General features: G+C 64.6%; 5 protein-coding genes. 3 read left to right on the plus strand and 2 right to left on the minus strand.

Annotation, left to right across the window (positions count from 1 at the left end; genetic code table 11):
* Positions 1–100 precede the first annotated feature (100 nt).
* Positions 101–1030, minus strand: coding sequence for an ABC transporter permease subunit (locus ACFP9U_RS23940; RefSeq protein ID WP_378625286.1), 930 nt, complete (start codon positions 1028–1030; stop codon positions 101–103).
* A 368-nt stretch (positions 1031–1398) separates the two neighbouring features.
* On the opposite strand from ACFP9U_RS23940, the gene ACFP9U_RS23945 reads away from it, so the two are divergent.
* The 3 genes from ACFP9U_RS23945 (at position 1399) to ACFP9U_RS23955 (ending at position 3877) form a co-directional block, all read left to right on the plus strand.
* Positions 1399–1776: a YkvA family protein gene (locus ACFP9U_RS23945; protein ID WP_378625287.1), complete on the plus strand. Its 378-nt coding sequence runs from the start codon at positions 1399–1401 to the stop codon at positions 1774–1776.
* A gap of 250 nt (positions 1777–2026) precedes the next feature.
* Positions 2027–2527, plus strand: coding sequence for an invasion associated locus B family protein (locus ACFP9U_RS23950; RefSeq protein ID WP_378625288.1), 501 nt, complete (start codon positions 2027–2029; stop codon positions 2525–2527).
* A gap of 129 nt (positions 2528–2656) precedes the next feature.
* On the plus strand, positions 2657–3877 hold the full coding sequence (locus tag ACFP9U_RS23955) for an argininosuccinate synthase (protein ID WP_378625290.1): 1221 nt from the start codon (positions 2657–2659) through the stop codon (positions 3875–3877).
* A 102-nt stretch (positions 3878–3979) separates the two neighbouring features.
* Here ACFP9U_RS23955 and ACFP9U_RS23960 read toward each other — a convergent pair.
* A partial coding sequence (locus tag ACFP9U_RS23960; RefSeq protein ID WP_378625291.1) for an ABC transporter ATP-binding protein occupies positions 3980–4717 on the minus strand: 738 nt, incomplete at its 5' end.

Consider the following 4717-nt stretch of genomic DNA (forward strand, 5'->3'; position numbering starts at 1 on the left):
GCCCGGATCGTGCGCGGCGCCGCCGCCCGCGCCTCGCGTTCCGCCTGCGCGCCGACCGGCTTCTGAGTGGATGCCGGCATCCCCGTATCCGATCCCGTCATCACACCTTCTCCACTTCAGGTTTGCCGAGCAGCCCGGAGGGCAGGAAGATCAGCACGATGGCGAGAATGGAAAAGGCCGCGACATCCTTGTATTCGACCGAGAAATATCCGGACCAGAAGACTTCGATCAGCCCGATCAAGAGCCCGCCCAGCATGGCGCCGGGCAGCGAGCCGATACCGCCGAGCACGGCCGCCGTGAAGGCTTTGATGCCGGCCAGGAAGCCGATGTAGAAATCGAGGACGCCGTAGAGAAGCAGGAACATCAGGCCGGCCACCGCGGCGAGCGCGGCACCCATCACGAAGGTCAGCGAGATGGTACGGTCGACATTGACGCCGAGAAGGGCGGCCATCTTGCGGTCCTGCTCGCAGGCCCGCTGCGCGCGGCCGAGCGCGGTGCGGTTGATCAGCAGCGTGAAGGCCGCCATCAGCACCACCGTCATGACGATGATGATCATCTGCATATAGGAAAGCCGCACCACGATGTCGCCGATAACGCCGGATCCCTCCATAAGCGTGACGCCACCCTGGATCTGCGGCGGCAACGGCTTGACGCGCGCACCCTGCGTGATCTGCACGAAGTTCTGCAGCACGATCGACATGCCGATGGCGGTGATCAGCGGCGCCAGGCGGAAGGAGCCGCGCAAGGGCCGGTAGGCAAGCCGCTCGACCGTCCAACCCCAGGCGGAAGTGAACAGCATCGCCACGATCAGCACGATCAGCAGCACGACCGGCAGGAAGGCGAAACCGAAGACGCTGGTCAGCACCAGGAAGACGGCAAGCGAAATGAAGGCGCCGATCATGAAGATGTCGCCGTGGGCGAAGTTGATCATGCCGATGATGCCGTACACCATCGTATAGCCGATGGCGATGAGGCCATAGATCGAACCCAGCGTCAGCCCGTTGATAAGCTGCTGGAGAAAATAGTCCATATCCTGCGGTACTCCCCTGGAATGTCGCCGCGAAGACGCATTCCTTGTTCTTATTCCCCAGGCCGTTCAAGGATGAGCTTATTACGCCCGTGAAGCCCCGTCGACCTTGTTGTGCCGCTTTCCACCGCGGTTATCCCGGCGCGAAGGTAGCACCGTCACAGTGCAATGTCCTTGCCTTGGATATCAGATTTTTGCGCCTACACAGAAGAATTCTGCATCGATCTCCTTCTACGCAGCCGATCCTTGCGTCTTTTCTGTGACTGCGGAGCGCACGGCCGCGATCCGCGCGCCGGCTTCCGGCGATCTTCAAACATGCCCCCGTTGCACAAAGACGGTTCGCCAACCATATGTGGTGGCGAGGCAAACCCATGGAAAACACACAGATCAACGCCATTCTGACCCCCGCCGGCGGTGGCGAGAACCGCCACCGCGAGGAACGGATACGCCACCGCTTCTGGCACACCGCCAGGAAGGCCGCGCGCCAGATCCCGTTCATGGACGAGGTGGTCGCCGGGTACTACTGCGCGCTCGATCGGGAAACGCCCGCACGGGTGCGCGGCACCCTCCTCGCGGCGCTCGCCTACTTCATCCTGCCGCTGGACACGATTCCGGATTTCTTCGTGGGGTTCGGCTTTACCGACGACATCGCGGTGCTCATGGCCGCGCTCGGCACCGTCCGTGCCCACATCACTCCTGCACACCGCGAAGCGGCCAGGCGGGCGCTGGAGGATATCGGCGAACTCTGAGCCCCTGCCGGAACGGTCTGCGGCCGGGCTGTGCACCGGCCGTCCCTCCGCTTCAGGCAGAGAGTCAAACTCTCGCCTTTTTCTCCGATTCAAAGTCGCATCGGGGTACAGGGTCGCGCCGGTGGCCCATCCAAACGAAAAACGGCGGTTTCTCCGGCGGCATCACCCTTTGGTAACCAAAATTAAATAAAACTGAAGCAATCAGACTCGTGCGCTTCAGGACTCAGCAGACAAACGAACGGTCAGGACAATGCGTGGAATTCTCTCATCGCTTCTTCTGGTTTGCGCCGTCGCGGTTTCCGGACCGGCCTTCGCGCAGGCCACGGCTGTCGGCCAGCACCGTGACTGGGGCACCTACAGCTACCAGTCCGACAACGGCAAGGTCTGCTATGTGATGAGCGTCCCGAAAAGCAAGGAGCCCTCCAGCCTGGACCACGGCGACATCTTCTTCTTCGTCAGCCAGAAGCCCGGGCAGAACGTTGCCTATGAGCCCCAGTTCATCGCCGGCTACAGTCTCCGGGAAGATTCCAAGGTGACGGTGTCCGTCGACGACCGCTCCTTCACCATGTTCACCCAGGACAGCTCGGCCTGGCTCGAGAACGCGGCCGAGGAGCCGGCGCTCGTCTCGGCGATGAAAGCCGGCGCCGACATGAAGGTGGAGGCCACCTCCGCCCGCGGTAACACCACCCGCTACACCTTCTCCCTCCTCGGCATTTCCGCCGCGCTCGACTCCATCCAGAACTGCCAGTAGCCGCCGGCCCTGCCGGTCGGGAAGAGGCCAAGCCGAACCGCCCGGCCTTGCTCCTCTCGCTTTTCCTGATAATAGTGCGGCGCAATTTCGGGCCCGGCCGCGCCGGGCTTTGCACCATCGGAAAAGAGCATGGCGACGCACAAAGACGTAAAGAAGGTCGTTCTCGCCTATTCGGGCGGGCTCGACACCTCGATCATCCTGAAATGGCTGCAGACGAAGCTCAGCGCCGAGGTGGTCACCTTCACCGCCGATCTCGGCCAGGGCGATGAGCTCGAGCCGGCGCGCAAGAAGGCCGAGATGCTGGGCATCAAGGAGATCTACATCGAGGATCTGCGCGAGGAGTTCGCCCGCGACTTCGTCTTTCCGATGTTCCGCGCCAACACGCTTTATGAGGGCACCTACCTGCTCGGCACCTCGATCGCCCGGCCGCTGATCTCAAAACGGCTGGTCGAGATCGCCGCCGAGACCGGCGCCGACGCGATCGCCCACGGCGCTACCGGCAAGGGCAACGACCAGGTGCGCTTCGAGCTGTCGGCCTACGCGCTCAATCCGGATATCAAGGTTATAGCGCCGTGGCGCGACTGGACCTTCAAGTCGCGCACGGACCTCATCAACTTCGCCGAGCAACACCAGATCCCCGTGCCGAAGGACAAGCAGGGCGAGGCGCCGTTCTCGGTCGATGCCAACCTCCTGCACTCCTCATCCGAGGGCAAAGTGCTGGAAGACCCGTGGTCGGAGCCGCCCGAATACGTGCATCAGCGCACCGTCTCGCCCTTCGACGCGCCGGACCAGCCGACCGAGATCACCATTGGCTTCAAGCGCGGCGACGCCGTCTCGCTCGACAGCAAGGCGATGTCGCCGGCAACCCTTCTGGCCGCCCTCAACGATCTCGGCCGCGACAACGGCATCGGCCGCCTCGATCTGGTGGAGAACCGCTTCGTCGGCATGAAGTCGCGCGGCGTCTACGAGACCCCCGGCGGCACGATCCTCATCGCCGCGCACCGTGCGATCGAATCGCTCACCCTCGACCGCGGCGCTGCCCACCTGAAGGACGAGCTGATGCCGCGCTATGCGGAGCTCATCTACAACGGCTTCTGGTTCTCTCCCGAGCGCGAGATGCTACAGGCCTTGATCGACAGGAGCCAGGAGGACGTCGAGGGCGAGGTGCGGCTGAAGCTCTACAAGGGCAATGTCATCGTCACGGGTCGCCGCTCCGGCAAGTCGCTCTACTCCGACGCGCTGGTCACCTTCGAGGACGACCACGGCGCCTACGACCAGAAGGACGCCGCCGGCTTCATCCGCCTCAATGCGCTGCGGCTGAGGACGCTGGCGGCGCGCAAGCGGGGCTGAAGGCACCACCGGCGGGTTATCCGGACACCACGGGACCACCGCGTCCTTTTTGGTAACCTGTGCATCGGCGGCCGCGAGAGCGTGCGGTGTCTGCCCCCTCGCCTATTCCGCCGCGGCGCCGCGAAACACGTCCGCCCCGGCCTCGAACTGCAGGCTGGCGAGCCGCGCATAGATGCCGCCCTGGCGAACGAGATCGGCATGATCGCCTTCCTCGACGATCCGGCCGCCCTCCATCACGAGAATGCGGTCGGCCTTCAGGACGGTGGCAAGACGATGCGCCACGACCAGCGTCGTGCGGCCCTGCATCAGGCCCTCGAGCGCCCTTTGAACCAGGGTTTCGCTTTCGGTGTCGAGCGCCGAGGTCGCCTCGTCGAGGAGCAGGATCGGCGCGTTGCGCAGGATCGCGCGTGCGATCGCCACGCGCTGGCGCTGGCCGCCGGAGAACATCACGCCGCGCTCGCCGACTTGCGTCTCGTAGCCGTTTTCCAGCGCCATGATGAAGTCGTGCGCGAGCGCGGCCTTCGCCGCCGCCTCCACCTCCGCCCGCGTCGCAGACGGCCGGCCGAAGGCGATGTTCTCGGCCGCGCTAGCCGCGAAAATGGTCACGTCCTGCGGAACGATGGACATGCGCTCGCGCACGGCGCGCGGGTCGGCCTGCCTGAGGTCCACACCATCCACCAGCACCGCGCCCCCTGCCGGATCGTAGTAGCGCAGGAGGAGCGAAAAGATCGTGCTCTTGCCCGCACCGGACGGGCCGACGATGGCCACCGTCTCGCCCGGCGCGACGTCGAAGGACAGCCCGTGCAGCGCCGCGCTGTCCGGCCGCGAGGGATAGGCGAA

The organism is Nitratireductor sp. GCM10026969, assembly GCF_042660605.1.
In the GTDB taxonomy this organism is placed as follows: domain Bacteria; phylum Pseudomonadota; class Alphaproteobacteria; order Rhizobiales; family Rhizobiaceae; genus Chelativorans.